The sequence below is a fragment of the Paenibacillus sp. J22P59 genome (assembly GCF_059383895.1).
In genome coordinates this window covers 60009-83307 of record NZ_JBXENX010000007.1, presented here as the reverse complement: position 1 = coordinate 83307, position 23299 = coordinate 60009, and the positions used below count along the sequence as shown (strand labels likewise).

Annotated in this window: 24 protein-coding genes and 1 other RNA gene; 17 read left to right on the top strand and 8 right to left on the bottom strand. The window is 46.6% G+C overall.

Going from position 1 to position 23299, the window contains the following annotated elements; translation table 11 throughout:
- From hemG to AC50YO_RS13720, 6 genes are all read left to right on the top strand, one after another.
- Window positions 1-1458, top strand: a complete 1458-nt coding sequence (gene hemG, locus AC50YO_RS13745; RefSeq protein ID WP_494847724.1) for a protoporphyrinogen oxidase — start codon at window positions 1-3, stop codon at window positions 1456-1458.
- An 80-nt stretch (window positions 1459-1538) separates the two neighbouring features.
- On the top strand, window positions 1539-2807 hold the full coding sequence (locus AC50YO_RS13740) for a CapA family protein (protein ID WP_494847722.1): 1269 nt from the start codon (window positions 1539-1541) through the stop codon (window positions 2805-2807).
- A gap of 27 nt (window positions 2808-2834) precedes the next feature.
- A complete protein-coding gene (locus tag AC50YO_RS13735; protein ID WP_494847720.1) occupies window positions 2835-3563 on the top strand; it encodes a glycerophosphodiester phosphodiesterase in 729 nt (242 codons plus the stop codon).
- A gap of 33 nt (window positions 3564-3596) precedes the next feature.
- Complete coding sequence (locus AC50YO_RS13730; protein WP_494847718.1) at window positions 3597-4454, top strand: DUF92 domain-containing protein; 858 nt, start codon at window positions 3597-3599, stop codon at window positions 4452-4454.
- A 219-nt stretch (window positions 4455-4673) separates the two neighbouring features.
- The gene (locus tag AC50YO_RS13725) at window positions 4674-5705 is read left to right on the top strand and encodes a hypothetical protein (protein ID WP_494847717.1); all 1032 of its coding nucleotides are present in this window, start codon (window positions 4674-4676) and stop codon (window positions 5703-5705) included.
- Between the two features lie 452 nt (window positions 5706-6157).
- Window positions 6158-6835, top strand: coding sequence for a stalk domain-containing protein (locus AC50YO_RS13720; protein WP_494847715.1), 678 nt, complete (start codon window positions 6158-6160; stop codon window positions 6833-6835).
- Window positions 6836-6906: 71 nt separating this feature from the next.
- On the opposite strand, the gene AC50YO_RS13715 is transcribed toward AC50YO_RS13720, so the two are convergent.
- The 4 genes from AC50YO_RS13715 to AC50YO_RS13700 form a co-directional block, all read right to left on the bottom strand.
- Window positions 6907-7458, bottom strand: coding sequence for a hypothetical protein (locus tag AC50YO_RS13715; RefSeq protein WP_494847713.1), 552 nt, complete (start codon window positions 7456-7458; stop codon window positions 6907-6909).
- Window positions 7459-7614: 156 nt separating this feature from the next.
- The gene (gene pepF, locus AC50YO_RS13710) at window positions 7615-9405 is read right to left on the bottom strand and encodes an oligoendopeptidase F (RefSeq protein WP_494847712.1); all 1791 of its coding nucleotides are present in this window, start codon (window positions 9403-9405) and stop codon (window positions 7615-7617) included.
- The gene (locus tag AC50YO_RS13705; protein WP_494847710.1) at window positions 9374-9520 is read right to left on the bottom strand and encodes a hypothetical protein; all 147 of its coding nucleotides are present in this window, start codon (window positions 9518-9520) and stop codon (window positions 9374-9376) included. The genes pepF and AC50YO_RS13705 overlap by 32 nt, the downstream gene beginning before the upstream one ends.
- 350 nt (window positions 9521-9870) lie before the next feature.
- The gene (locus AC50YO_RS13700; protein ID WP_494847708.1) at window positions 9871-10104 is read right to left on the bottom strand and encodes a hypothetical protein; all 234 of its coding nucleotides are present in this window, start codon (window positions 10102-10104) and stop codon (window positions 9871-9873) included.
- A 175-nt stretch (window positions 10105-10279) separates the two neighbouring features.
- Between AC50YO_RS13700 and AC50YO_RS13695 the strand changes: the two genes are divergently transcribed.
- The 7 genes from AC50YO_RS13695 (at window position 10280) to pfkA (ending at window position 16581) form a co-directional block, all read left to right on the top strand.
- Complete coding sequence (locus AC50YO_RS13695) at window positions 10280-10981, top strand: class I SAM-dependent methyltransferase (RefSeq protein ID WP_494847707.1); 702 nt, start codon at window positions 10280-10282, stop codon at window positions 10979-10981.
- 77 nt (window positions 10982-11058) lie between these two features.
- Complete coding sequence (locus AC50YO_RS13690) at window positions 11059-11256, top strand: cold shock domain-containing protein (protein WP_494847706.1); 198 nt, start codon at window positions 11059-11061, stop codon at window positions 11254-11256.
- A 191-nt stretch (window positions 11257-11447) separates the two neighbouring features.
- Window positions 11448-13172, top strand: coding sequence for a methyl-accepting chemotaxis protein (locus AC50YO_RS13685; protein ID WP_494847704.1), 1725 nt, complete (start codon window positions 11448-11450; stop codon window positions 13170-13172).
- A gap of 61 nt (window positions 13173-13233) precedes the next feature.
- Entirely contained in the window at window positions 13234-13950 is a 717-nt protein-coding gene (locus tag AC50YO_RS13680; protein ID WP_494847703.1) for a YebC/PmpR family DNA-binding transcriptional regulator, read from the top strand.
- Window positions 13951-14163: 213 nt separating this feature from the next.
- On the top strand, window positions 14164-14475 hold the full coding sequence (locus AC50YO_RS13675; RefSeq protein ID WP_494847702.1) for a hypothetical protein: 312 nt from the start codon (window positions 14164-14166) through the stop codon (window positions 14473-14475).
- Window positions 14476-14501: 26 nt separating this feature from the next.
- Complete coding sequence (locus tag AC50YO_RS13670; RefSeq protein WP_494848110.1) at window positions 14502-15581, top strand: tetraprenyl-beta-curcumene synthase family protein; 1080 nt, start codon at window positions 14502-14504, stop codon at window positions 15579-15581.
- Window positions 15582-15612: 31 nt separating this feature from the next.
- The gene (pfkA, locus tag AC50YO_RS13665) at window positions 15613-16581 is read left to right on the top strand and encodes a 6-phosphofructokinase (RefSeq protein ID WP_494847701.1); all 969 of its coding nucleotides are present in this window, start codon (window positions 15613-15615) and stop codon (window positions 16579-16581) included.
- 147 nt (window positions 16582-16728) lie between these two features.
- On the opposite strand, the gene AC50YO_RS13660 is transcribed toward pfkA, so the two are convergent.
- From AC50YO_RS13660 to AC50YO_RS13650, 3 genes are all read right to left on the bottom strand, one after another.
- On the bottom strand, window positions 16729-17925 hold the full coding sequence (locus tag AC50YO_RS13660) for a putative glycoside hydrolase (RefSeq protein WP_494847700.1): 1197 nt from the start codon (window positions 17923-17925) through the stop codon (window positions 16729-16731).
- A 191-nt stretch (window positions 17926-18116) separates the two neighbouring features.
- Window positions 18117-18311, bottom strand: a complete 195-nt coding sequence (locus AC50YO_RS13655) for a hypothetical protein (RefSeq protein WP_494847698.1) — start codon at window positions 18309-18311, stop codon at window positions 18117-18119.
- Window positions 18312-18469: 158 nt separating this feature from the next.
- Complete coding sequence (locus tag AC50YO_RS13650; RefSeq protein ID WP_494847697.1) at window positions 18470-19309, bottom strand: YitT family protein; 840 nt, start codon at window positions 19307-19309, stop codon at window positions 18470-18472.
- A 167-nt stretch (window positions 19310-19476) separates the two neighbouring features.
- Here AC50YO_RS13650 and cshA point away from each other — a divergent pair, with 167 nt between their 5' ends.
- From cshA to AC50YO_RS13630, 4 genes are all read left to right on the top strand, one after another.
- A complete protein-coding gene (gene cshA / locus AC50YO_RS13645; RefSeq protein ID WP_494847695.1) occupies window positions 19477-21108 on the top strand; it encodes a degradosome RNA helicase CshA in 1632 nt (543 codons plus the stop codon).
- 98 nt (window positions 21109-21206) lie between these two features.
- Window positions 21207-21983 (top strand): YesL family protein, encoded by a 777-nt coding sequence (locus AC50YO_RS13640; RefSeq protein WP_494847693.1) that lies wholly within the window; start codon window positions 21207-21209, stop codon window positions 21981-21983.
- 47 nt (window positions 21984-22030) lie between these two features.
- A non-coding RNA gene (gene ssrS / locus AC50YO_RS13635) (6S RNA) lies at window positions 22031-22213 on the top strand.
- 113 nt (window positions 22214-22326) lie between these two features.
- Window positions 22327-22713 (top strand): DUF1499 domain-containing protein, encoded by a 387-nt coding sequence (locus AC50YO_RS13630; protein WP_494847692.1) that lies wholly within the window; start codon window positions 22327-22329, stop codon window positions 22711-22713.
- 67 nt (window positions 22714-22780) lie between these two features.
- Here AC50YO_RS13630 and tpx read toward each other — a convergent pair whose 3' ends face one another.
- A complete protein-coding gene (tpx, locus tag AC50YO_RS13625) occupies window positions 22781-23299 on the bottom strand; it encodes a thiol peroxidase (RefSeq protein ID WP_494847690.1) in 519 nt (172 codons plus the stop codon).

The window sequence follows — 23299 nt, the reverse complement described above, 5'->3', positions numbered from 1 at the left end:
ATGCGGAGAATCGGAATGGCTGATCAAATTGTCGTTATTGGCGGAGGCATCAGCGGGCTGAGCTCCGCTTTTTATTTGCAGCGGGAAGCGGAGCGGCAAGGGCGGAAGGTGCATCTGACGATTGTAGATGGAGCGGACAGCCTTGGCGGGAAAATTAATACGCTGCAGCGTGATGGCTTTGTCATTGAGCGGGGACCAGATTCATTCTTGTCTCGTAAGCTGCCCATAATTGAGTTGGCCAAAGAGCTTGGCATCGAGAATGAATTGACGGCGCAGAATCAGACAGGCAAAACAGCTTATATTATGCGGGAAGGCAAGCTGCACCCGATGCCCAAAGGGCTAGTGCTTGGCATCCCTACCGATCTGGATGCTTTTATGCAAAGCGCTTTGGTGTCGGAGGAAGGCAAGCAGCGGGCAATGGAAGACCTTGAGATGGCAAGCGGGGCACCAGATGGAGATGAGTCATTGGGCGGGTTCCTGTCGCGTCGTATCGGTCCTGAGATTGTTCAGCATATATCGGAGCCTCTGCTTGCGGGTATCTATGCAGGAGATTTGAGCAAGTTGAGCATTCAGGCGACATTCCCTCAGTTTGCGGAAGCGGAAAGGCAGCATGGGAGCCTCATTCGAGGTACGCAATTGCAGCAGCAAGCTGCTAAACCTCAGGCTGCCCCCGAAGGGATACCGGAGGAAGTGAAGGGCAGCGTATTTCTTAGCTTCAAGAATGGCTTGTCTACGATGGTGGATGCACTGGATCGAGCTTTGCAGGGTACGGAACGAAGGCTTGGAAGTACAGTTGCCGCTATTAACAAGCTGGAAGAATCCAGCGGCTCTGAGCAGGGGACGCGCTATGAGGTTGTCTTGTCTTCGGGAGAACGGCTGTCTGCTGATGCGGTTGTCGTTACTGCACAAGCTTATCATGCAGCGGATTTGCTGGAGCCGCATATAGATGTACAAGAATTGCGGGCAGTGGATTATGTATCAGTCGCCAATGTAGTTATGGGCTTTGAGAAGGATACGTTCGGGCTTTCCTTTGACGGCTCGGGCTTTTTGGTCCCATCAGCAGAAGGGCTTCATATAACGGCTTGTACCTGGACCTCGAATAAATGGCTGCATACGAGTCCTGACGACAAGGTGCTGCTGCGTTGTTATGTGGGCCGTGCAGGACAAGAACAGTCAGCTATGCTTCCTGATGAGCAATTGAAGCAGGCGGTGCTAGCGGATATTCGGACGACGATGGGCATATCTGCCGAGCCGATTTTCACCGAGATTACAAGGCTCCCACGTTCAATGCCGCAATATCCAGTAGGCCATCTGACGAATATACAGCAGCTTCGAGACCGTATGGATAGAGAATTGCCGGGCATCTATGCGACTGGAGCGGCTTTTGATGGTGTCGGACTCCCGGATTGTATTAGGCAGGGTAAGGTAGCAGCGCAAGCGATTCTGGCAAGTCTATGAAATTTCGCAAATTGCTAGGAACCTTGCTATAATGGATAAGTCTCTCTTTGATTTGAATTATATTGAAAAAGGAGCTTTCCATGTACGTATCCCGTTCGGAATCAAGACAGCATGATAAACGCAAGCGGAAGCGCAAATTTCGTCGCTTACTAACGATTAATTTAACGATGCTAGGTCTTATTATTATTTTGTTAGCCGTATGGCTCTCGATGAAGGATGGCGGACTATACGATTCTCTAGTTGATAATAATAAGGGCGGACAGCAGGAGCAGCAGTCGCCGCCGCCTCCTGAAGAGACCAATCCAAATGTTGATGGCGAAGCTGATAATTCTGGATCTGATCCAGATCCAGAACCATCCTCTGAGCCGGAGGAGCCAACACCGAGTACGAATCCCGAGGTGCCCGATGATCAGCAGGTACGATTGTCATTTGTGGGTGATATTCTGTTAGGCGCTACTGTTGGCGAAGCGCTTAATAAGCAAGGCTATGATTACCCGTATAAGAAATCTCTGCTCTATTTGAGCGAGGCTGATATTACGGCAGGCAACTTGGAGTATCCCGTTACGGATCACGAAATGCCGGCAGACAAATCCTTCGTATTCAAAGGATCGCCAGAAGCTCTTCCTGCACTAAGAGATGCGGGCTTTGATGTCGTAAGTCTAGCAAATAATCATACACTAGATCATGGTGTTGAAGGCTTGCTGGATACGATGAAGCATCTGGATAAGACGGGCATTGCCCATATGGGAGCAGGAAATAACGATACGGAAGCCTTTACTCCTGTAATTAAGGAAATCCGCGGCGTTAAAGTTGCTTATATTGGTCTGAGCAAGGTGGTGCCGGAAGTCTCCTGGAAAGCGGATAAGAATGTTGCCGGAGTAGCGGAGACCTATGATACGACCAGAGCGAATGCAGCGATCAAGAAAGCAAAAAAAGAAGCTGACATTGTGGTTGTTATGGTCCATTGGGGTAAAGAGAGAGAGGATATTCCACAAACGTATCAGCGTGACTTCGCACGGGAATATATTGATTCCGGGGCAGACCTGATTATCGGAAGCCATCCTCATGTTTTGCAAGGATTTGAGACATATAAGGGAAAATGGATTGCATACAGTTTAGGGAACTTCATTTTTAGTATGTATCCGAAGGGGAAATCTGGAGAGACAGGTGTGCTGGATGCTGTATGTACGAAATCGGGTGATTGCCAGCTGCAATTTTATCCGATGCTCGCAGAGCTGGCTCAGCCTGCGCCAATGGCGCCAGATACAGCGCAGACGCTGCTGGAGCGGTTAACCTCGATTTCTTATGGTGTCAAGCTTCGTGAAGATGGCACGATTCAGGCGAAGTAAAGCGCTAGAGGGAAGGTGATCGCTACAATGAAGAATCCGTGCGTAGCGCATCGGGGCTGGTCCGGCCGTGCGCCGGAAAATACGCTTGCAGCTATTCATATGGCTATTAATGTGCCGGATGTGAACTGGATTGAGATTGATGTGCAGTTGTCTAAGGACCATGTCCCTGTTGTCATTCACGACTACAGGCTGAGAAGAACGACCAATGGCAGAGGGGAAGTCCGCAATTGGACGGCAGCGGAGCTTGCTTCGCTGGATGCGGGAAGCTGGTTCTCGCCTCTCTATAAAGGTGAGGGGATTCCTACGCTGGAGCGGGTGCTTCTAGAGTGCGGCGGACGCTGCAAAATGAATATTGAGCTGAAAACCGACGGCGTTCGATATCCACAATTGGAAGAGCGGGTGCTGGAGCTTATTCGCGCGCATCAGCTGGAAGATCAGGTCGTTATTACGTCCTTCCATGCTGGAGCCTTGTATAATATGCTCAAGCTATCAGAAGGCTCAGTACGGACAGGACTTATAATAGACGGCTGGCGTAATTCGCTGATTACGGAGCTCAAGCAGACGGAGTCTGATTTTTTATCCATTGAATATGGCAGATTGAACAAAGAACGTCTGAGACTGCTGAAAGAAGCGAATATTCAAGTGATGGCATGGACGATTAACGATGAGCGTTCCATCCGGAAGACGGCAGCATTGGACCCGGAGCTGATGATCTGTACGAATTATGTAGATCGATGGCATAAGGCAATGACTTAATCCGGAGTCATGCCTATAGAGGAGTGCGTGGATATGGTTGGATGGATTGATGAATGGTGGCTGCGGCTGTTAATCGGATTAATCGGCAGCAGCTTTATGGCTGCCGCAGCTTATCGGTCCCGCTCTCTGTCAGGATCGGGAGCTTGGTCCGCCGGAGTGATGGGAACGGGCTTCGTTACATTAGGAGAGCCGGTCTGGTTTGGCTGCCTGATTGCTTTTTTTGTATCCTCAACGATATGGTCGAAGTGGAAAAAAAGGCATCGTGCCAAGGCAGCAGCTGAAGCTAAATATGAGAAGACTGGGCGCAGGGATGCCGGACAAGTGTGGGCCAATGGAGGCATCGGCCTATTGCTGTGCGCAGCTCATGCTGCTTGGCCGCATGACGGCTGGCTGTTCGCGTACATTGGCGTAATGGCCGCAGTAAATGCGGATACTTGGGCGACAGAGATTGGCGCCTTGAGCCGAACAGCTCCTCGCTCGATTATAAGCGGCAAGCGAGTGACGCCTGGTACGAGCGGCGCGGTTACGCTGCTCGGTTCTTCGGCAGCATTCGCCGGTGCGGCTTTCATCGGCGTTGTCGCTGTCGTGCTGCTGGAGCTCACACAACAAGCTGGTACTGCTGCGGACACTTTAGGCGGTGCAGTGGCTTTCATAGTCGTTGCTGCCATAGCAGGCCTGGCCGGCTGCTTCGCGGATTCGTTGCTTGGTGCGACAGGGCAGGCGATGTACCGTTGCCGGGTCTGCGGCAGCGAGATCGAGCGCAGCAACCATTGCGGCTCTGCTGCGGAGCGAATCCGCGGCTTCGGCTTTTTGAATAATGACAGGGTGAACCTGCTGTCCTCTGTGCTAGCCGGGGTAGTTGGCTGGCTGCTAGGCTTACTGCTTCTCTAAAGAAAATACCACTGTGTACTGCATGAATTCGGCAGTGCACAGGGGTATTTTTTTGTTAAAGAATATAAAGGAAAGAAACTACCATGAGGAGGACTTAGCGCAAGCGAAAATGCGGGAGCATCCCTTAGTTGAACTAATGCGCTAACCTTCTCCTATTGACATGGGAACAAACGTTCTTTACAATTTATGGTATAATTCCAAGTGTGAAGGAGCGGTGGAATGAGTGAGATCAAAGAATTAGATGATAAGCGTTTTTGGAATTTAGTAGAGGACTTCTCGGTACTTGAACTTGGAGAATCTGATGCGAGTATAGGAGAATGGCGAGGTTTGAAAGCATTGTATCTAAAAAAGGCAGGTACTGCTGCTTTTATAAACCATGATTTTCAATCGGAATCGTTCCGCATTCAAGCTTTAGTAGCGATTCCTGAAGCTGTTGGGTTTATTGGCTTAGCGTTCGGGGCACGTGATTCAGCTAATTATGAGTTAATTTATCTGTCCCCCGGCGATGGCGATGGAACAGGAGAGATCCAGTATGATCCCGTAATGAACGGATCAACAACGTGGCAAATATATAATGGGCCAGATTACTTAGCCTCCACCCACTATACTGTCGGCGATTGGGTTAAGCTTACCATTGATGTTGATCAACAATCCGCAGCCATCTATATTGGCGATGATTTCTCCGCTCCGCAATTAATTATTCCAAAGCTTCAGCATGGGAAGGTTTCGGGAAATATTGGGGTTTGGGGCTATCTGCCGGTATATGTACGCGACTTATCTATCGAGACAATGCCGAGTAGCTCTCCATCCTTTGCTGAAAGAAAAAAAGATGAGTTTATCAATGAATGGCTGGTATGTGAGCCCTATTCCGCTGATTCCCAGCCTGAAGAGCTTAAATGGATAGCAGCATCAACCGAAGAGAATGGCATCTTGAATATTAATAGACTCTTTTCATCAGAAAAAGAAAAAATCGTCCAAATTAAGAGTACCCTTAACTTGTCAAGTGAAACGGAATCTAGCATTTCCTTCGGCTATAGTGATGAGCTGCGGCTTTGGATAAACGAAGAGGAAGTATACCATGGACTCTGGATGTGGGACCCGCCGAATAATGATGGCCGGATACGTTCAGATCATATAATGATGCCTGTTATTTGGAAGAAGGGTGTCAATACCATTCGGGCAGAGCTGACAAGTAAAGAAACAGTGTTCGGCTGGGGAATCTGTCTTAAAGCAGGAATCAAGGAGCATTAAGATTCCACTGTGAGCTGTTGATGGACTAATAAGAGGCTTTAAGAGGCGGATTCAAAATTTAATTTCCGAGCTTAACACGTTTAATCAATCTGAATTAGTTGTTATCAGCAATACAATAAGCGGACTGATTCTTACTAAAGAAAATGTGCCTGAGATCATCGAAGCGCATGAACGAGTAAAGGGCACTGATCTATCCAACAAAATCCCCTTTCGACGGACGACAAAAGAATAAGCTAACGGAAAACGTTGCTTCAATGAAATAGCAAGCAGTTTGGAAAAACGGAGTAATAGAAATGAAGAATTGGGCTTTATGATATAATGAGGTAAAATCTTCAACTCCAAAAATTCAGAGGCTATCCCATATGTAGCGTCAGCTTTCAGAAATTATTTCTCAATAACCGGTGTTTCAGTAGTTTCTGGATTTGAAGATATCCAAGAGGAGGAAAACAGAAATGAAGAAGAAGGTTGTTACGACTTTATGCGGTACCATGATACTTTTGGTTGGCATGGGCACAGGTGCTTTAGCAAGCTCACATCTCCAAGAGATTAAAGCGTTGTTAAATGGAGATTTAAAAATCAGAGTGAATGGGGAGATTACCCCTCTCAAAGATAGCAATGGTAAAGCGTTGCTTCCCATAACTTATAAAGGAACTACATATCTTCCGGTACGATCTGTTTCTGAGCTACTGGATATTCCGGTGAATTATGACGGGAAAGCCAAAGAGGTGATTATTGGCGAACAGCAGGCAGGTGTTCCCGTAATGAAGGAGGATTTTAACACCAGTCTGCATACCAAGGACCCTGTACTGACCAAATACGGCGGCAAGAGCTATAAGGAAGTTCTGTACAGCGCACCTCATTCCAATATTAAATATACCGCCCTCAGCCCTAACGGCAAATATCAGAAGCTTGTTCTGCAATTCGCTGCAGTCGGCAAGGAAGTAGAGTCTCTTGAAATTACAGATAATGATAAGAATGTGCTCCTTAAAAAAGTAGAGAAAATTTCACCTAATAGTGGTCTCCAGACGATTGAGGTAGTTATTTCTGGAGTAAAGAACATCGCAATAAATGTGACTCAAGCTGTTGACGGCGGATTCATTATTCCTTTAGATACTTCAATCTACAAGTAAGATTAAGCAAATAAGCCCTCAATGCCCGTATACGCGCAGGGGGCTTATTTTCTCTGTATAGCGATTCCTCTTTAGAGCATGGTATTGGCAATTTCGGCCAATTGAGAGGCATCATATAAGGGAACGAAGGCTTTGTCTTTAATTTGGTTAGAAGCTACAACATAAGTCAAGCCTTCTTTTTTCCAATATAAGGCACTTGTGCTGGAATCCCCTTGAATCCAGGTCTCTGTGCCATCCTGTAGCTGAGGCCCTTGATCGCCTCTCGGTGGAGAATTATCTTTGGAGTTTGATTGTGCAATAATTAACTGAAGTCCTTGTTCTTCATTTGCGTAATTTAATTCGATTAGAGTAAAGGAATGATCAAATCGTTTTGCGGCTTTATGAGTTGCCACGAATGGGATCACAGGCTGCTTTACGGCAAACGGAGCCTTCCTAATAATCTCCTCAAAGGGCAAAGCATCGCTGTCTTCATCCCATTGGGCTCGTCCCTCGCTTGTTATTACTAAGCCGTTCGCACTTTGCTCTGGATTAGATAGTGGTATGTTGCTGTTGTTAGCTGTTGTACAGCCCGCAGCTAACATAAGAGTTGTCAGTATCACTATGAAGCTAGCCAATCGTATCATATTATCACCTCATTTATAGTATACATGACTCTACTGCCAATAAAATCAAAATGAGATCATTTAGCGGCTTTCAGCAATAGTAAGGGTTACAAATAAAAAAAAGGACAGCCGCGGCTGTCCTTTTCTTAATCCTTGCCGCCCATACGATTGAACGGATTACTTCGTCAATTGCTCCATCTGTTCGATCAAGCTTTCGAATACGCTCATCGCTTGCTCGATCGGCTCTGGTGAGGACATGTCAACGCCAGCTTTTTTGAGAATATTAATGGAGAAGTCGCTGCCGCCGCTCTTCAGGAAGCCTAGATAACGGTCAACAGCCGGCGCACCCTCCTCCAGAATTTGCTTGGAGAAGCTTGTTGCGGCAGAGAAGCCTGTCGCATATTTGTAGACGTAGAAGCTGTTGTAGAAGTGAGGAATACGTGCCCATTCCATCTCAATGTCTTTGTCTACGACCATGTCTTTCCCATAATACAGCAGGTTAAGATCATAGTAGATTTTGCTAAGTTCTTGCGGCGTTAACGACTCGCCTTGCTCTGTCTTCTCATGAATGATCTTCTCGAACTCGCCGAACATCGTCTGGCGGAATACGGTCGTCCGGAATTGGTCGGCATAATAAGTGAGAAGATACATTTTTTCTTTCGGATCGGTTGATTTGCTGAGCAAATAATCCATCAGAAGCGCTTCATTCAACGTCGAAGCAACCTCCGCCAAGAAGATCGTATATTGCGCATCCCGATAATTCTGATTCGTGTCGGAGTAGTAGGAGTGCAGCGCATGGCCCATTTCGTGAGTCAAGGTGAACATGCTGTTCAGATTATCCTTGTGATTCAGCAGCACATATGGATGTGTGCCGAATGCTCCCCAACTGTAAGCTCCACTGCGCTTGCCCTCATTCTCATAGACGTCAATCCAGCCGTTATCGAAGCCATCCTGCAGCACGGACAAGTAGTCCTCGCCGAGCGGCTTCAGGCTTTCCTTAACGTTTTTCTTCGCATCCGCATAAGAGATTTCCATATCGAATTCATCGACTAGCGGAGCAAAAAGGTCATACATATGGAGTTCATCGACACCTAGCAGCTTTTTGCGCAAATTCATATATCTATGCATGAGCGGCAAATGCTTGTGAATCGTGTCAATCAGGTTCGTATAGACGCTCTGCGGAATATTATCGCCATACAGAGACATATCTAATGCAGATGGATATTTGCGTGCCCGAGCATAAAAAATATTTTTGGTAACGTTGGCATTCAATGTAGTGGCCAGCGTGTTTTTGAGCTTGCCATATGTATCATACATGGTGTTGAAAGCATTCTTGCGAACCTCACGGTTCTTGCTCTCCAGAAATTGAATGTAACGGCCCTGAGTCAGCTCTACGTCTTCGCCATTCTCATTCTTGACCGTTGGGAATTTGAGATCTGCATTATTCAATATGTTAAAAATCGTTCCTGGAGCCGAGCTGACATTGCCTACCTGCGCGAGAAGAGCCTCTTCGTTCTTGGATAGGACATGGGCTTTCTGGCGTCTCATTTCTTCCAGTGTATGCCGATATTCAGCAAGCTCTTTGTTATTGATCATAGCATCCAGCGCTTCATCGGATAAGGAGAGCACCTCAGGTGTAATGAAGGACAGCGCTTCGCCTGTCTCTACGCTGATTTTTTTGGATTGGTCAGACAACGCCTGATAGACAGGCTCTGCCGTATCCTCATGATGCTTCATATTCGCATATACATATAATCGTTCGACATGGAGGGACAGCTCATCCTCAAGCTCAAAGCAGGCTTTCAATTGCTTCACGTCTGCGAGCTTGCCTTGGAAGGCTTCTACTTTTTTGATCAGCTTCTTGGCGTCTGCAAATTCTTTATCCCAAGCCGCTTGATTCGCGAATAGATCCTCTAGCTTCCAACGGGTTTCTACATCAGTCTGGGAACGCTTCGGTAAGTGATTCATTGAACTCCTCCTCGGAACGGTTATGGATGGTGCAGCTTGGAGCGAGACCGCCCTGACGGTAATAGGTACCGCAGAGCCGTGCACCAAGCTCAATGTCAACAGAATGGGCAGCCATTTCATTTGCTATCACCTCTAGAACATAATTTGTTCTAGTATGGTCTGGTGCAATCTCAAATACTCAGCTTCCCATCGAAAAAAAACTATAGACGATGAGAAAGAAAGCAAATGCGATAAATGCTATTGATACAATAGCTAGTCCGCGCCGCAGGCCAGGGGCTATGGAATCTTTTTTTAGGATCAAGATTCCGCCAAGTGCGAAGGCAGCAATAATAAAAATAATATTGGGGATAGGATCCATCTTGGATGAAAGCCTCCTGTATGAGCGTATGCGGTACGTCGTAACGTTAAGTTCGCCGTATTAAGGAAATTATCCTCCCGCCCGCTTCAAAATTTTTACAAAAATGATTAAACTTCTTTAAAGGCAGCCATAATCGCTGCGAGTTCTTCCTCACGGCCTTCATAATCTGCTTTGCGGAAGCGGTTCTCCGCCCAGTGCATCATTTCGGGACGGCTAATAAAAATATGGCATTCTTCGCCCCATTGATCGGAAATTTCACGCAGCACCAATGTCTTGCCTTGTACCTCTACGGTCAGCATGTTGTATTTATCTGTTTTGAATATTTCATGTTTCTTGAACATGGTAGCTCCACCCTTCGCTGCTAAAATCGTATACTCTTCATCATAGCCAACATTAGGGGTGGAAATCAATAATAATTGATGGTAGAATCAGGATATTGTTCCTGTGTGACAAGCGTATCATGCAGATTGTGAACAAGTTGAGACGAGTTGAGATGAGCTGAGGAGAGTGCAAGAGATGAACAAGCAATCGTATGAACAGGTAGGCGTAGCAATGACATGCCGAGGATATGACGAGTATGTACGAATGTTCGATTTGAGTGAGACAGATTTGGCTAAGGGGACGGTGCTTGATGTTGCTGGCGGCGCTTCTTCATTCACGGCAGAATTGAACAATCGCGGTTATAAAGCCAAGGCTATTGATCCAAGGTATGCTAGAAGCGCGCAGGAATGGATAGAGGAAGCATCGGGAGAAATTGCTGTCTCTACCTCCAAGATCGTTAAGCTTGCCGATTCCTTCGACTGGAGCTACTATGGCAGTCCGGAGCAGCATCGTTCTGGAAGGGAAACCTCGCTCGCTCGGTTTAGCGAGCATTTGAGCACGGCAGCGGGAAAGGAATGCTATCAAGCGGCCTCATTGCCTGAGCTGTCCTTTGACAGTGGAACCTTCTCAACGGTTCTTTGCAGCCATTTTTTATTTCTTTATGCCGATCAATTTAATTTTGAATTTCATAAACAGTCTGTACTGGAGCTAATGAGGGTTTGTCAGGCAGGCGGGGATGTGCGAATCTATCCAATCTATTCGCTTCGCTGGGAGCCGTATCCGGATATGGAGCAGCTGCTTCAAGCAATTATAGAGTATGGAGGCAAGCCTGAGATCCGATCTTCCAAGCTTCCATTCATCCCTGGTTCGAATGAGTATCTGCACATTTCGATATGATTGATTTTTCCAAATATGGAATATATAATAGAGGTACTCGTCGTTTGAAACGACAGTCATTTTAGGGGGTTATTTATTTGACAGGTACAGTGAAATGGTTCAATGCGGAGAAAGGCTATGGCTTTATTTCAATTGAGGGCGGCGAAGACGTATTCGTTCATTTCTCAGCTATTCAAGGCGAAGGCTTCAAGTCATTGGAAGAAGGCCAACCCGTAGAATTTGACATCACAAATGGCAATCGCGGCGAGCAAGCAGCTAACGTTGTGAAATTATAAGAATAGCCTTTACTTTTATTGAGCACCGCAACCCCTTCGGGCACCCGAAGGGGTTTTTTGTACGCTTTTTCACTGCCGATGTGTGTAAATAATTGAAAGAATATATTACGTAACAAAATATTATTTTTTCGTGAGAAGTGCCGATATATAGCTTAGAGATTAGCGTTCTAACGCTGAAAGGAAGTATTATGATGAAACTAACCTTTAAGACTAAGCTGATTACGATATTGGCTATCCCGATTTTGTTCTATCTGTTTACGACGATTTTTTTGCCGCTGTCCTACTCCAAAGAGATGGAAAGCATCAAAACGATGCTGTATGATACGGCATACGTATCCAACGATAATGTTGTGAATGCTGATCGTGATATGTATCAGGCATTGACGGCTTATCAGCTTATTGAGTCAGGCAGCATCTCGGGTGCTGAGCTTACACAAGCCAAGAAAGACGTACAGGAAAATGTAGAACAGGCTTTCTCCCGGATGGAAGAAGCCGAAAGTAAGCTGGCGCAAGCAGGCTTATTAGAGCTTGCTCACCCAACGAGCAAGCGTACGAATGGAGAGGTCATTGCGCATTTCGAAACGAACTTGCAGCAATGGATTGCCGGAGCAACGAAAAATATTAGCAATAGCACCAATGATGTGAATGACAAGCAACTTGCTGAGCTGTTCGCGCAAAGCCGGTCAGGGCTGGATGAGCTTAGCGAAACAATTGAGAATCATGTCAGCATAAGTACAACAGATATAATGAAGGCTAATGATTTGAGAACTATCTTCTCAATTGTCGTTGCATTCGTTATCACAGGTGTAATGGCCGTCTTCGCCTTTATTATTTTGAGAAATTTCGTCGTCATGCTCAAAAGGGCGGTAAGTAAGACGGTTAGAGTCATGAAGGGTGACCTTACCGTTGAACCTGAGGCTAAATATGCGAAGGATGAACTAGGCCATATTATGGAAGCAACGGACGCTATGATTATGAATATGAAAAAGCTCATCGGCGGCGTGCTGGACAATGCGCTTAAGGTTAGAATAGCGTCGGAGGAGCTTCTTACAGCGACACAGGAGACCTCCATTTCTTCTAAGCATGTAGCTACTAATATTCAAGAAGTGACGCAAGGGACAGAGGTACAGGCACGGAGCGCTGAGGAAACCTCAAAAGCGATTGAGGAGATGACCATTGGAATTCAGCGTATTGCCAGCAATACAGCAGCGATGGCTGATCAGTCTACAACAACCTCGGTCCATTCCAAGGAAGGTGGAGAACAACTCAATCATTTTGTAGGGCATCTGTTGGGTGTGAAGCAGGTAATGTCCGAGCTTGCGGTCAACATCCATTCTCTGGAGCAGCAGTCGAAGCTGATCGGACAAATTTCCGAACGGATTACTTCGTTTGCGGCGCAGACTAATATTTTGTCTCTGAACGCTTCTATTGAGGCGGCTAGAGCAGGGGAGCAAGGACGAGGCTTCGCCGTTGTTGCTGGCGAGATCCGCAAGCTCGCTGCGCAATCTATGGAATCAGCAGAAGAGATTAATGAGCTGGTTGAAAAAACGCGGCTTGATATCAATGGAGCGTCTTCGCACATGGCAGCAACCGTTGAACAGATGGAGCTGGGCATGGACCCGATGATGAAAGTGAAGGAAGGGCTGACGGAGATTATTAACGCTATCCAAATTATGAGTGAGCAGCTCCATGAGAATTCAGCAATAACGGAGCAAATGTCAGCGAGCTCCGAGGAAGTGGCGGCTTCGATGGAACAATCCTCTGCTGCTGCTTCCAATAATTTAGATACGATTCAATCCGTCGCAGCAACGACGGAAGAGCAGTTGGCCCTTATGGAGCAGATGTCTGGTTCAGCGGGAGAGTTAAAGGCTGTTGTCGAACAATTGAATCAGTCGGTCTCGCATTTTAAGCTTTGACCACAGGCGTCCTTGAGTGATAAACTGATCATTGGAAACTTTGTCAGGGGAGCGAATTACAATGAAATTTAAATTGTTCAAGGACCGCAAAGGAAAGGCCGATCAGGCTAAAAATAACAAGTTCGTTAAGCTGTCGCGTGAAATTTACGTGCAGGCACGCAAGGGTGGACCTAACCCGGATTCGAACTTTGGATTGAAGAATGCGATTACCGCTGCTCGTGCGGAGCAAATGCCCAATGATAATATTGAGCGCGCGATCAAAAAAGCGGCAGGCGGGGATGCTGTTGATTACGAGGAAATTATGTATGAAGGCTACGGCCCGGGCGGAGTTGCCATCATGGTTCGCTGCCTGACAGATAATCGTAACCGGACAGCGGCAGATGTTCGTTCTGCTTTCAACAAACGTGGTGGCAACATGGGTGAGAGCGGATGTGTATCCTATATGTTCGACCATAAGGGGCTTCTCGTTATAGATCGCGAGCAGCACGATACAGATGAGGATACGATGATGATGCTTTCCCTGGAATCGGGTGCAGAGGATCTTATCGTGAATGAAGATAGCTACGAGATTCTTACACAGCCAAGCGAGTACGAGAAGGTAAAGTCGGCTCTGGAGAAGGAAGGCTATGCTTTTGTGAATGCAGGTATCAGCTGGTTGCCGCAGACGATGGTAGCAGTGGAAGGCGAGAATGCGGACAAGCTGGGCAAAATGATGGATGCGTTCGAAGATAATGATGACGTTCAGGACGTATATACCAATTTCGAAATGAACGAATAAGCTTCTTGCACAGAAGGTCCCCCAGCAGGCTGCCATTAGTCTGCAGGGGGACTTTATATATACAGAAAAGAAGCGTACTATTAATGAATCCAATCGCAATAGCGTAGAGCTTGCCATGGGGTAGATGGTAGAATCTATGACATACGAAATGTCAGAAGATCTAACGCTGGATTATTATTTGTCGAAATGGTACATTTATGTGTGGGGGTTACTATGAAGATGTTTCTTTGGAATGAACGCCTTCGTATCTCATTGCCAGTCATAGAGCAGGAATGGGAGCACTACGATTCTAGCGAGCAATCAGATATGGTAGAGCAATGGGAGATGATCCGCGGTACGATTCCTGATCGAATTATGGAATTTGAACGTATAATTAACCAACTGCAAACTGCGCTGAGTGAAGAAGAAAATTTCAAGGAATCCTGTCGTATTAACTCGACAATTGCGGAATATGCCAGCCGTATTAACGATTTGCATATTTGGTATCGCATTAATCAGGAGCTAGCATCACGCCCGCATTCATAAACACCATGATAGGAGGGTGCAACGTGATGGTTACAACTTTATTAGGCAGAAGCGCTCCTCAAGGCCCATTAAAGCTGATGCATCGGGTATATAAATATGTGCTGCCTGAAGTAGAGGCAGAGCTTGGCAGGCTGAGAGGCTTAGCAGAGTTGATTCCTGATCCTGAGCTGCGCACACAAGCGCTTGACAGCATGACAAGCAAGAAATTCCACTGTCAAGGCGGGGCTGTGTATGCCAGCGCCAATCTGGAACAGAGACATCATCTGATTCCGCTTATTGTGGCGCTACAGACGATAAGCGATTATTTGGATAACCTATGCGATCGAAGCACCTCGCTTGATCCAGATGATTTCCGTCTGCTGCATCAATCTATGCTGGATGCCATTGATCCAAATGCGCCAATGAAGTCTTATTATGCGTTACATAAAGAAAAGGAAGATAACGGATATTTGCAGCATCTTGTATCGACCTGTCAGCTGCATGCTGCGCAATTGCCGTCTTACGCGATGGCTCAGCCAAGCATTACGCAGCTCGTGTCGTTATACGTGGATCTGCAGGTGTACAAGCATATTCGCAAGGAATTGCGAGAGCCACAGCTGCTTGCTTGGTGGAATAAACATCAGTCCAGCTATCCGAATCTGCAATGGAATGAATTTGCTGCAGCAACAGGGTCAACCTTGGGCATGTTTATGCTCTTCGTCGCTGCGAGCGACGAAGGTTTATCGCTGGAAGATGCAGCGGCAATTAAAGATATTTATTTCCCCCATGTTTGCAGCCTGCATATCCTGCTCGATTATTTAATTGATCAAGCAGAGGATATTGAAGGCGGTGACTTGAATTTCTGCCGCTACTATGAGAGCGAGAGTCAGCTAGTGGAGAGAATGGGGATTATTGCAAGCAGTGCGCGCGAGGATGTGAAGAAGCTGCCGGCTTATCGCTTCCATCGCCTTATTATAGAGGGTCTGCTTGCGCTGTATTTGTCTGATCCCAAAGTTAGGGCTCAGTCAGAGGTTCGTATTGTGACCCGCAAGCTTATGAGAAAAAGTCCGCTTACCCGTCTGTTTTTCCTCGTTAACAGCATGTGGATACGAAGGCAACAGGCTTAACTATTATTTATACTTTTTGGAGGAATGAGTTATGACTTCTGTGAAATCAATTGCAGTATTAACCAGCGGTGGCGATTCGCAAGGAATGAATGCAGCAGTTCGTGCTGTTGTGCGCAGTGCAATTTACAATGGCATTGAGGTCTACGGTGTACAGCGCGGCTTTCAAGGCCTATTAAACGATGATTTGCGTCAGATGGATCTGCGCAGTGTAGGCGATATTATCCAACGTGGAGGCACGTTTCTGCAAACAGCTCGTTGCAAGGAATTCACAACGGCTGAAGGCCAGCAGCGCGGTGCAGATGTACTGCGTGCGCGCGGCATCGACGGCCTTGTTGTTATCGGCGGCGATGGTTCCTATCAAGGAGCGAATAAATTAAGCAAGCTTGGCATTAAGACGATGGGCTTGCCTGGCACGATTGATAATGATATTCCATTCACGGATTACACAATTGGCTTTGATACGGCTGTCAGCATCGTGGTTGATGCTATTAATAAAATTCGTGACACCATGTCCTCGCATGAGCGTTCTTCTGTTGTAGAGGTTATGGGCCGCCATTGTGGCGACATTGCTCTTCATGCAGGACTTGCAAGCGGAGCCGAGACGATTATCGTGCCAGAGGTGCCGGTAGATCTATCGGAGGTATCCGAACGAATGAAGGCTAACTTTGCTAAGGGCAAGCGCCATAGTATTGTCGTTGTAGCTGAAGGAGCTGGCAAGGGCGAGGACGTAGCACGTGAAATTACGAATGGCTGCGGTCTTGAGCCAAGAGTTACCGTTCTCGGTCATATCCAACGCGGAGGTACGCCGACGGCTGTCGATCGCATTCTGGCAAGCCGTTTGGGTGATTTCGCTGTACATCAGCTGCTCGCTGGAGAATCCGGCAAAGCATGCGGAATTGTACGCGGCGAGCTGGTAACAACGGATATCGATACGGTTGTTAATTCCAAAAAGCCGTTCAACATGGATATGTATGAGCTTGCGATTCGTCTTTCTCAGTAAATCGTCAACGACTATGATGCAATAGGTAAGCAAATAGCAAGCAAAGAGGCCAGAGCGGTTGCTCTGGCCTCTTTGCTATGGATTGGTACACAAGGTTGAATTCTTACGTAGAAGGCAGGAGAGAGTCTCCTGCGCCTTCAGATGGCTTTATTCATATTTGACGCCAGCGGAATATTTATTGCCTGCATTCCACAGCAGAAACTCTTCGATTCCTGTATCCTTCAGTGCTTTGATCTGGGATTCGACCTCAATTTTGCCATATTTGATATAATGCCCTTTGCCTAACCAGCTTGCCGTAAAATCTTGAATCCACGGCCTTATGATAGGCTTGAGATCACCAGTTGACTCCAGCTTCTCATGGGTGTCCTCCATAGCTCCCTTAATCGTTGCGTAAGGGCTTCTATCCGGATCTTTTTGCTTGAACCAGCCGGTGCTGTAATGACTTGGATAGACCATAGGAGATATGACGTGGACATCATTGGAAATTTTGACGAAATCCTGCCCGATGCCCTCTGCTGTTGGAACTGATGCAGCATAGCCGAATATATCCACGGATACTCGAATTCCCAAAGGCTCCAGCTGCTCCCGGGCATATTTGACGAAGCCAGCTACAGCGTCTACGCGACTTTCTTCTTCTTTTTTATCGAATGTTAGCGAGTCTGCTTTGTTCTCGAAGCCCTCCGGGAAGCGCACATAATCGAATTGAATTTCTTTGAAGCCTAGTCGAGCAGCTTCCTTCGCTATGGTGACATTGTATTTCCATACTTCTTCTCGATAAGGGTTAACGAAGCTCTCTCCGCGTCCGTTTTTCCATATGGTTCCATCCTCGTGACGGAAGGACAGCTCAGGCTGCTTACGGGCCAAGACGGTATCCTTAAATACAACAATGCGTGCGATTGGATAAATTTCATGCTGTTGTAAAGTAGTCATTAGTCCGTTGATATCCCGAATGTATTTCTGCGGCGTGCCGAGTTCCAGCAATTCAGGCGTCTGGGTTGGGTAGGTTATGTAGCCGTTATCGTCCTTGACGTCGATTACCATGCTGTTCAGAGCGGTGTCGTCCAATAGCTTGACAAGCGACGCCATTCTTGCACCGCCCGCACTGTGTGCAGTTACATATATCCCCTTTACGGCAGGGGCATCTGGCTGAGGGTCCTGCTTCACCCCAGGCTCTGTCTGCTCCGATGAAGTTGTTCCTCCGAATGCAGGATCTGTCTCCACGACAGTCTGTCCTGCTGCTGTATTGAGTACAGAGGCGGCTATGTGCTTAGCTGCAATATTTTCTTCCCCGGTGCCTGTTAATAAGCCATACAAAAGCATCAAAGTTGAAAAAATAACATCCATTATGCTCTCTCCTCGCTAGCTTTTCTTACCAAATTATAAAGCAGAATAGCCGTCTATGACACTTATTTTTTTCTAAAGCTCTAGTTTTTAACTAGGGAAATGTTTCATATAAGCGTCCAGAAGACAAAAAAGCCTGCTGAGAATGATCTCAGCAGGCGGATGAAAATTGTGAAATTTGATTATCCGAAGGGTCATTGCAACAAAGCTTCTCTTTGATGCTCGCATATACTGTGCTGGACGATTTCCATGGCATCCGCTGGTTCTAATACAGCGAGTCCATCCCGCAGTACAATATTGATCGCTAATTCACGCTGAGTTAGAAAAGAGCCTAATTCTGGTGCGAGTCTCTCCACAATTTGTGACAACGTAACGGTTTCTATATCCACCTGAGCATCACCCTTTCATCTAGGTTCAGGGCAAATCATATGGCATGAAACTTTTTAACGAACGGGATAACCACATTATAACAGGTACTTTTGCAAAAACATAGAGATATGTATATGATTCCATATCTGACCATATACCGCTTGCAGCAATCCATCCTTTATTCCTTCGGTTTGGAGAAGTCGCCCAGAACGCCGACCGTCTCCACAATATTGACGAAGGCTTTTGGATCTACGCTCTGAATCGTTTTGCGGAGCTCAGACAACTCATACCTCGTTCGAACTGTCATTAACATGTCCCGTTCGGCAGAAGAGAATGCGCCTTTCGTTTTAATAATCGTAATTCCCCGAGGATGAATCAGCAGCTTGCTGAGGAGTTCCTCTGTCTTGGTCGTGACGATGAAGGCGGTCACCTTAATATGCTTGACATGAATGAGATCGACCACCTTACCAGCGCTGAAGATGGAAACAAGCGAATACAGGGCCAGATTCCAATCTTGAGAAAATAAGACTAGCGCTGCGATGACTAATCCATTCAGCACAAAAATAATCATGCCGATCGGCAGATCACGCTTGCGGTTCACGATAGAGGCAATGATGTCAAAGCCCCCGGAGGAACCGCCATAGCGCAAAGTCAGGCCTGTTCCGAAGCCAAGAATAATTCCGCCAAACACGGAGCCAAGAACAATATCCTCGGCAAGTGCGACGACAGGAATGAGCTGCAGGAACAGTGTAGATGCTATTACAGTGAACATGCTCCATAGGATGAATCGGCGTCCTACAATGAACCACCCCCAGACAAGGACGGGGATATTAAGCAGGAAATACAGAAGACCAATATTACCTTCTGTTATATATCCGATCATCATGGCGATTCCTGATAAACCGCCGCTTAGCAGTTGGTGGGGGATTAGAAATAAATTGAAGCCCGCCGCGATGAGCATCGAGCCGAGGGTCATGGTTAAAGCTGTATACAGGTTAGGGTAGGCATACCACTTCATGTGTTTTTCTCCTGATGTGGCCGAAGTGCCAAAAGAAGCGCCAAGACCGTTAATTTGTTCTGCTTAGTATGCCTTTTTTCACTTTGCTGGTATTCGTCTATTGTTATGTGCTATAATGGTTTGGATATTTTTTAAGTAGGCTGCAGATAAAAGGAGTATGAGAAAGTTTGAAAACATTTGCTGAATTTGGCCTGGAACCGAAAGTGTTGCAGGCAATTACCGAGCTTGGATTTGAGGAATCTACCCCTATCCAAGACAAGTCCATCCCGATCGCTATGTCAGGGAGCGACATGATTGGCCAAGCGCAAACAGGTACAGGTAAAACGGCTGCATTCGGAATACCGCTAATTAATAAAATTCCGACTAGTGAGGATCGCATTGTCGCATTAATTATGACGCCGACCCGTGAGCTCGCTATTCAAGTAGCCGAGGAAATCGGGAAGTTAACTCGATACAAGGGTCTTCGTTCGTTGCCAATTTATGGCGGACAAGAAATTGGACGTCAGATTCGCGCTTTGAAGAAGAAGCCGCAAATCATTATTGGTACACCAGGACGTTTGCTTGACCACATTAACCGTAAGACGATTCGTTTGGAAGATGTGCAGACGGTTGTTCTTGATGAAGCGGATGAAATGCTGGATATGGGCTTCATGGAGGATATTCAATCCATCCTGAAGCAAGTGCCTGAGGAGCGCCAAACGCTGCTGTTCTCGGCAACAATGCCTGCCAACATCCAAAAGCTTGCACAACAGTTCCTGAAAAATCCGGAGCATGTGTCGGTTATTCCTAAGAACATTACCGCACCTTTGATCGATCAAGCTTATATTGAAGTGCATGAGCGTCAGAAGTTCGATGCCCTAAGCCGTTTGCTTGATATGGAATCCCCTGAGCTTGCTATTATCTTTGGTCGTACCAAGCGTCGTGTAGATGAGCTAAGTGAAGGCCTGCAAAAACGCGGTTATTCCGCTGATGGCCTGCACGGTGACTTGTCGCAGAACCAACGCGACAATGTTATGCGCAAATTCCGTGATGGCAGCATTGATGTGCTGGTAGCAACGGATGTAGCTGCTCGTGGTCTAGATGTATCCGGCGTAACCCATGTTATTAACTTTGACTTGCCGCAAGACCCTGAAAGCTATGTTCACCGTATCGGCCGTACTGGCCGTGCAGGTAAAGAGGGTACTGCTTGGTCATTCGTAACACCGCGTGAGACGGATCACCTGCATTTCATCGAGAAGGTAACTCGCCAGCGTATTAACCGGAAGCCGCTTCCAAGCATTGCAGAAGCGATCGAAGGCAAACAACGCGTATCGGCTGAGCGTATTCTTGAAGTCGTTCAAAGCGACGAGTTCTCCGAATACAAAGGAATTGCTATCCAATTGCTTGAGCAATATGATTCCGTTCACTTGCTTGCAGCAGCAATCAAGCTGCTTACAGGCGAGAAGAAGGATATCAATGTTGAGTTGACGCCAGAAGAGCCGCTTCGCGCTAAAAAGCGCAAGCCGGATGTTCGGTCGAACGGTCGTCGTTTCTCTGGCAGCGGCTCTTCCTCTTACGGCAGTGGCAATCGCAGTGGCAGCACTGGTGGCGGTTACCGTGGCGGAAGCGGCAGCAGCACTGGCGGTGGCGGTTATCGCGGTCGCGATGACAAACGCAGCGGCAGTTCGCGCGGCTATGAAGGCAAAAACCGTGACGGTGCTAACAGAGGCCGCAGCAGCGAAGGTCGCAGCAGCAGTACGGAAGGCCGCAGCAGCGAGCCGCGTCGTCCGAAGAGCTCCGATGATTTCGTTAATAACTAAGTAGAACTAACCGGTGAAGTCCGTGATGCCTTGCGGGCGTCCTCGGCTTCGCCGGTTTTTTTATTTCTAACCATTTGACAATAGTGGAGGCAGATTGAGTGGAACCAAGAGGTCTAATGGGAGGATTTTACCGTATCTCCGAATGGATTATGCGCTTGTCAGTCATTAATATTTTATGGCTTATCTGTTCGATACCTTTTCTTTTTATTCTTATAGTCGTGTTTTTTTTAAGTCCAGCGACTGAGATACCGGCCGATAATATATACCAATTCATCTATAATATGTCTTTGGTTGCGCTTGTAGCGCCGTTCTTTTTCTTCCCTGCTACAGCGGCGATGTTCACAGTTGCCCGCAAGTGGGTAATGGGCGAGCTTGATGCACCATTGTTCAAAACATTTTTCCGCGGGTACAAAGAGAATTATGTAAAAAGCATGATTGGCGGACTTTTTTATGCTCTGATATGCATAATCATGGTTGTGAACTTTGTATTCTATCAGAAACAGATCGCTTGGGTCTCTTATATTTTCCTCGCATTTTTATTGTTATTGATTATATCGACGTTTAATTTTTTCTCAATGACTGTACATTACCATATGAAAACGTTTCAATTGTTGAAGAATTCCATCTTGATTACAATCGGTCGCCCGTTTCGTTCATTGTCGACAGCTGTAATGTGTGCGGCAGTTGTATTTATTAGTTTTCAATTCGGATTTCTTGTCGTTTTCTTCATGGGAAGCATAGTTGCTTATCTTTCCTTCTGGAATTTCCATCTCATCTATCTGAAGCTTCAAGAGCAACAAGAGAAGGCTAATCAGCTTGATGAAGTGGAATTTACGGATCTTACAGATACAGATAATAACAAGCCCAATAAATAACAGGCCTATAACGTTTACTTTTGTGGCGGTTACGTCTATAATAGCAATACATCCTGCGATGTTCGTTTCGGCTTTTCATTGTTTTGAACCAATGGCTGTTTCACGGGAGATCAATATCGTAACGAGGCTGACACGCCCTGAATAAGGGATCTCAAATTCGTTTCTGCGGTCACCCACCTGCGTAAGCGGGTTCAGAAACTTGTAGGTCGGACGGCATAGGCGGGAATCCAATTGTCATTATAGAGCTTCTGTTGCGGAATGTCGCGCAGAGCTCTTTTTTCATAGGCTTAATCATGTTACAATATCAGTTGACGTACATAGATGTCGGAGGGGGAGATCATTGTTGTTGAAGCGGACCCTAGTCGGGCTGCTACGCAGTCAAGAACAGACAGGCGACAAAGCCAAAGATCCACTGCTCAAATCTCATTTCTACAAGCTATCCAAAGAAAAAGCTTGGGAAGAGGTTGTATCCACCTTAAAAAAAATGCAAGGCTATAAGGTGCTCCATGAAGTGCAATCGGTTGGGGAAATCGTGCTTGAGAAGCGTACAGCGCTTGGTAGAACGATGGACATAACCGTCTCTGTCATTAGTGTATCTCCTGTTAATGCAGCAGTCGATATTTACTCTGCTTCACGAGGCTCACTAGGTGACCTAGGTTCTAATTATCGTGTCATTCTTGATATCTATCGTGCACTGGATAAGAAACTTGCCTCTTATCGAATTTCATAACAGGTGCATTAGGCGCAAATAAAGCGAGGAAGGTTTCCCTTCACTCGCTTTGTTTGTGCAGATAGATTTAGATCAGTGCCTTAGTTGCGTTGATCGCTTGCTCGTAGTTCGGGTGCTCTGTCATTTCGGACAGATATTCAACATATTGAATTTTGTCATTAGCGTCGATAACGAATATTGCGCGCATATCTAGGCCAAATTCTTTAATGTATACACCATAAGCTTCTCCGAATTGATGCGTTTTGTAATCCGACAGGAGAACAACCTTGTCTACGCCCGCAGCTCCGCACCAGCGGGATTGAGCGAAAGGTGTATCTACGCTAACGGTAAGTACAATAACGTTGTCGCCTAGGGAAGCAGCTTCCTCGTTAAAACGGCGAGTTTGGGCATCACACACGCCTGTGTCGATGGAAGGTACGACGCTGATTAGCTTTACTTTGCCTGCGAAGTCCTTAAGCGAAGCGGATTCAACTAACGATTTATTAATTGTAAAATCAGGAGCTTGGTCTCCTACTTTCAGTTCTGGTCCGACTAAAGTTATAGGATTGCCTTTGAATGTGGCAGCTCCAGTACGTTCTTGTGACAT

Excerpts from the sequence above, each read along its gene's own strand:
- hemG (WP_494847724.1), top strand. The coding sequence starts at position 1 with ATGCGGAGAATCGGAATGGCTGATCAAATTGTCGTTATTGGCGGAGGC.
- AC50YO_RS13740 (WP_494847722.1), top strand. The coding sequence starts at position 1,539 with ATGTACGTATCCCGTTCGGAATCAAGACAGCATGATAAACGCAAGCGG.
- AC50YO_RS13735 (WP_494847720.1), top strand. The coding sequence starts at position 2,835 with ATGAAGAATCCGTGCGTAGCGCATCGGGGCTGGTCCGGCCGTGCGCCG.
- AC50YO_RS13730 (WP_494847718.1), top strand. The coding sequence starts at position 3,597 with ATGGTTGGATGGATTGATGAATGGTGGCTGCGGCTGTTAATCGGATTA.
- AC50YO_RS13725 (WP_494847717.1), top strand. The coding sequence starts at position 4,674 with ATGAGTGAGATCAAAGAATTAGATGATAAGCGTTTTTGGAATTTAGTA.
- AC50YO_RS13720 (WP_494847715.1), top strand. The coding sequence starts at position 6,158 with ATGAAGAAGAAGGTTGTTACGACTTTATGCGGTACCATGATACTTTTG.
- AC50YO_RS13715 (WP_494847713.1), bottom strand. The coding sequence starts at position 7,458 with ATGATACGATTGGCTAGCTTCATAGTGATACTGACAACTCTTATGTTA.
- pepF (WP_494847712.1), bottom strand. The coding sequence starts at position 9,405 with ATGAATCACTTACCGAAGCGTTCCCAGACTGATGTAGAAACCCGTTGG.
- AC50YO_RS13705 (WP_494847710.1), bottom strand. The coding sequence starts at position 9,520 with ATGGCTGCCCATTCTGTTGACATTGAGCTTGGTGCACGGCTCTGCGGT.
- AC50YO_RS13700 (WP_494847708.1), bottom strand. The coding sequence starts at position 10,104 with ATGTTCAAGAAACATGAAATATTCAAAACAGATAAATACAACATGCTG.
- AC50YO_RS13695 (WP_494847707.1), top strand. The coding sequence starts at position 10,280 with ATGAACAAGCAATCGTATGAACAGGTAGGCGTAGCAATGACATGCCGA.
- AC50YO_RS13685 (WP_494847704.1), top strand. The coding sequence starts at position 11,448 with ATGAAACTAACCTTTAAGACTAAGCTGATTACGATATTGGCTATCCCG.
- AC50YO_RS13680 (WP_494847703.1), top strand. The coding sequence starts at position 13,234 with ATGAAATTTAAATTGTTCAAGGACCGCAAAGGAAAGGCCGATCAGGCT.
- AC50YO_RS13675 (WP_494847702.1), top strand. The coding sequence starts at position 14,164 with ATGAAGATGTTTCTTTGGAATGAACGCCTTCGTATCTCATTGCCAGTC.
- AC50YO_RS13670 (WP_494848110.1), top strand. The coding sequence starts at position 14,502 with ATGGTTACAACTTTATTAGGCAGAAGCGCTCCTCAAGGCCCATTAAAG.
- pfkA (WP_494847701.1), top strand. The coding sequence starts at position 15,613 with ATGACTTCTGTGAAATCAATTGCAGTATTAACCAGCGGTGGCGATTCG.
- AC50YO_RS13660 (WP_494847700.1), bottom strand. The coding sequence starts at position 17,925 with ATGGATGTTATTTTTTCAACTTTGATGCTTTTGTATGGCTTATTAACA.
- AC50YO_RS13650 (WP_494847697.1), bottom strand. The coding sequence starts at position 19,309 with ATGAAGTGGTATGCCTACCCTAACCTGTATACAGCTTTAACCATGACC.
- tpx (WP_494847690.1), bottom strand. The coding sequence starts at position 23,299 with ATGTCACAAGAACGTACTGGAGCTGCCACATTCAAAGGCAATCCTATA.